This window comes from Mycobacterium sp. (genome assembly GCF_052144515.1).
Classification (GTDB): Bacteria; Actinomycetota; Actinomycetes; order Mycobacteriales; family Mycobacteriaceae; genus Mycobacterium.
On sequence record NZ_JBKQQD010000066.1, the window covers coordinates 1 to 3,262 of the forward strand.

The window sequence follows — 3,262 nt, forward strand, 5'->3', positions numbered from 1 at the left end:
ACAGGTGCTGATATCCCGCGACCCGCGGCAAGCCGCCCAACTTCACGAGCAAGACGACGCCATGGATGAGCTGTACCGGCATTTGTTCCGTGTCTTACTGGACGACGGCTGGCAGCATGGTATCTCCGTGGCCGTCGAAACCGCTTTGCTGGGCCGCTTTTACGAGCGCTTCGCCGACCACGCCGTGGAAGTCGGGCGGCGCGTCATCTTCATGGTCACCGGGGTGCTGCCCGCCGAGGACGAGATATCCACCTACTGATCTCACGGCGTGGCTGTTACCAGCGTGGCGTTGGGGTCGGCGGTGATCTGGTCGGTGTTGGTGTTGTAGTCGAAGAGTTCGGCGTAGCGACCCCAGCCGATGGCGATGTCGAGTTGTCGCTGGGCGTCCTGGGCGTTGAATCCGTGCTGGAGGATGTCGAGGAAGAATCCGGCGCGCAAGCTCTCGTCAGGGCAGTCGTGCAGAGCGTGGCAGATGGTGCGCACCAAAGGTGCGCGGATACGTGCTTGCTGGGCGAAGATCTGCTTGCTTGCTTGGATGTCGGCGGTGGTGAAATCCTTGCCGATCGAGGTGAGTTCGAGGCCGGCACCGCTGACGCACACGAAGTCGAGCAGTGCGGCGGCGTCCACCAACGGCAGCAGGTCTTCGGCGGCGATACCCAAGTCGGCGGCGACGTCGGGGATGTCGACGCGCCCACCCTTGCCGTAGACGATTTCGACCAGCCCGGCCAGGCCCCCGACGGTCGCCCTAGGCAGCGGGTGGCTGGTCGGCGTGGCTGTGCCGGGTTCGACGAGCGTTGTGGCCGACCCGGTGCCGGTCAGCAGTCCATAGAGTTTGTCGACAAGTGCTTCAAACGAGGGCGAACGGCGGTCGCGGGGACGCTCGAGTTCGATGGGGAATTCGGCCAGGACGCGGCCGGGATTGCTGCTCAGCACGATGACGCGGTCGGCCAGCGTGATCGCTTCTTCGATGTTGTGGGTGACCAGGCAGATGGCCTTGGTCGGAAATTCCTGGCCGGTCCACAGGGTCATCAGCTCGCTGCGCAGGTTTTCGGCGGTGAGGACGTCGAGGGCGGAGAAGGGTTCGTCCATTAGCAGCAGATCGGGTTGCAGCACCAGGGCCCGGGCGAACCCGACGCGCTGGCGCATCCCGCCGGACAGTTCTTTGGGGTATGCGGATTCGAAGCCGTCGAGGCCAATCAAATCGATGGCCTCCATCGCACGCTGACTCCGTTCGGCCGGGGCCATTTTGCGCGCTGCCAGCCCGAGTTCAACGTTCTTTTGCACGGTCAGCCAGGGCATCAGGGCGAAGTTCTGGAACACCATCGCGGTGCCGGCGTTGGCGCCGGTCAATTCGGCGCCTTCGTAACGCGCCACGCCGCTGCTAGGGGCGATCAGCCCGGCGATGATGCGCAGCAGCGTCGACTTGCCGCACCCGGAGCGACCGAGCACGGCGACGACCTCGCCCGCACGGATGTCTAGGCTGATGTCGTCGAGGACCAGCAACGTGCCACCGTCGGGCTTGCTGAAGCTCTTGCTGACGTGGTCGAGGTGGATGATGATCACGTCGTCTTCAGTCATGGGGACCTCCGTCAAGCTCAGGATCAGGATAGGGAGAAGCGCCGTTCGGACAGGCGGTAGAGGCGCTGCCACAGCACGATGTTCGTCGTCACGACATAGAAGCTCATCGCGATCACGCCGATGAGCAGGCGCGGGGCGTCGCCCACCGCGGTGGCATGGGTGATGTAGGACCCCAGCCCGACGGCGGACAACGTGGTGCCGTGGTACTGGACGACCTCGGCGACGATCGACGCGTTCCACGCGCCGCCGGCCGCGGTGATGCCGCCGGTGACGTAGCTGCCGAAGATCCCGGGCAGTATCAGGGTGCGCCACCGCAGCACGGTGGGCAGCCGCAGGCTGGCGGACGCGTCGCGAAGTTCGGTGGGGATCGAGCTCGCCCCGGCGATGACGTTGAACAGGATGTACCACTGGGTGCCCAGCGCCATCAGCAGAATGCCGCCCCAGTTGATGCTGATTCCGGTGGCGAGCAGCACGGCGGTGAACAACGGAAAAAGAAAGTTCGCCGGAAACGACGCCAGCACCTGCACCACCGGCTGTGCCAGCCGAGTCACCTTGGGATTCATGCCAATCCATACTCCGACCGGCACCCAGATCAACGTCGAGACCACGACCACCACCACGACACGGGCGAAGGTGGCCAGGCCGAGCAACGCGGCGTGGCCGACCTCGGCGAAACCGACGCTGCCGGCGATGTACTCGACCACCCGAAAAGCACCGTAGCCCAGCGCAGCAACCAAGGCGAGAACGAAAACGGCGTCGCCGACGCGGCGCCGCACGGTCGACGTTTTCATCGGACCCCCGGTCATGCCGAACACCGCCGTCACCCGGTCGACCGGATAGACCAACTTTCCGAGCGGACGGCCGACGATGCCGGGGACGCGGGAGCGCCGCAGCACGTCCAGCGTCACGCTGCGCGGCGCCTCGACGGCCTCGGACTCCTCGATGCGGAATCGCTCGGACCATGCCGTCAGCGGCCGCCAGAACAGCGCGTTGACCCCGATGATCACGACGATCATGGTCGCGATCGCCAGCAGCACCCGGTTGAGGTCTCCCTGGTCGCTGGCCGATGCGACGTAGGCGCCGATCCCGGGCAGCGCGAACCTGTGGTTGTTCACGCTGAGGGCCTCGGACGCGGTGAGAAAAAACCAGCCACCGCCGAAACTCATCATGCCGTTCCACACCAGCGGGATCACGCCGCTGGGCAGGTCGACTCGCCAGAATCGCTGCCACCGTGACAACCGCAACAGCCTGGACGCCTCGTCCAGATCGCGGGGCTGGGTGATCAGGGATTGGTAGAACGCGAACGTCATGTTCCAGGCCTGCGAGGTGAAGATCGCGAAGATGGATGCGCATTCCAAACCCAGCAGCGAGCCGGGGAACAGCGCGATGAACCCGGTGATGGTGATCGCCAGGAATCCGAGCACCGGCACGGACTGCAGGAAGTCCAGCAGCGGGATGAGCACCTTTTCGGCACGGCGCGAGCGCGCCGCCGCGGTGGCATAGAAAAACGTAAACACCAGCGACAGGCCCAGCGCGACGAACATCCGCAGCAGCGACCGGGCGGCGTAATACGGCAACTGGCTGGGATCCGTGGACACCGACGAGGGCGCGTTGGGCACCGTCCACGGCACGGCCGCCCCGCGGCCGACGCGCACCAACAACCACAACAGCACCGCGGCGCCGA

General features: G+C 65.5%; 3 protein-coding genes. 1 reads left to right on the plus strand and 2 read right to left on the minus strand.

Annotation, left to right across the window (positions count from 1 at the left end; translation table 11 throughout):
- Positions 1 to 259: phosphate signaling complex PhoU family protein (locus tag ACLP9N_RS03375; RefSeq protein WP_442406071.1), on the plus strand; the 259-nt coding region annotated here is incomplete at its 5' end.
- A 2-nt stretch (positions 260 to 261) separates the two neighbouring features.
- Here the strand turns inward: ACLP9N_RS03375 and ACLP9N_RS03380 are convergent.
- Both ACLP9N_RS03380 and ACLP9N_RS03385 read right to left on the minus strand, forming a co-directional pair.
- Positions 262 to 1,578, minus strand: a complete 1,317-nt coding sequence (locus ACLP9N_RS03380; RefSeq protein ID WP_442406072.1) for an ABC transporter ATP-binding protein — start codon at positions 1,576 to 1,578, stop codon at positions 262 to 264.
- Positions 1,579 to 1,601: 23 nt separating this feature from the next.
- Positions 1,602 to 3,262, minus strand: a 1,661-nt coding sequence (locus ACLP9N_RS03385; protein ID WP_442406073.1) for an ABC transporter permease, incomplete at its 5' end; no start/stop codon positions are given.

What these genes read in the sequence shown, in the direction of transcription:
- ACLP9N_RS03380 (WP_442406072.1), bottom strand. Translation starts at nt 1,578, where the DNA reads ATGACTGAAGACGACGTGATCATCATCCACCTCGACCACGTCAGCAAG.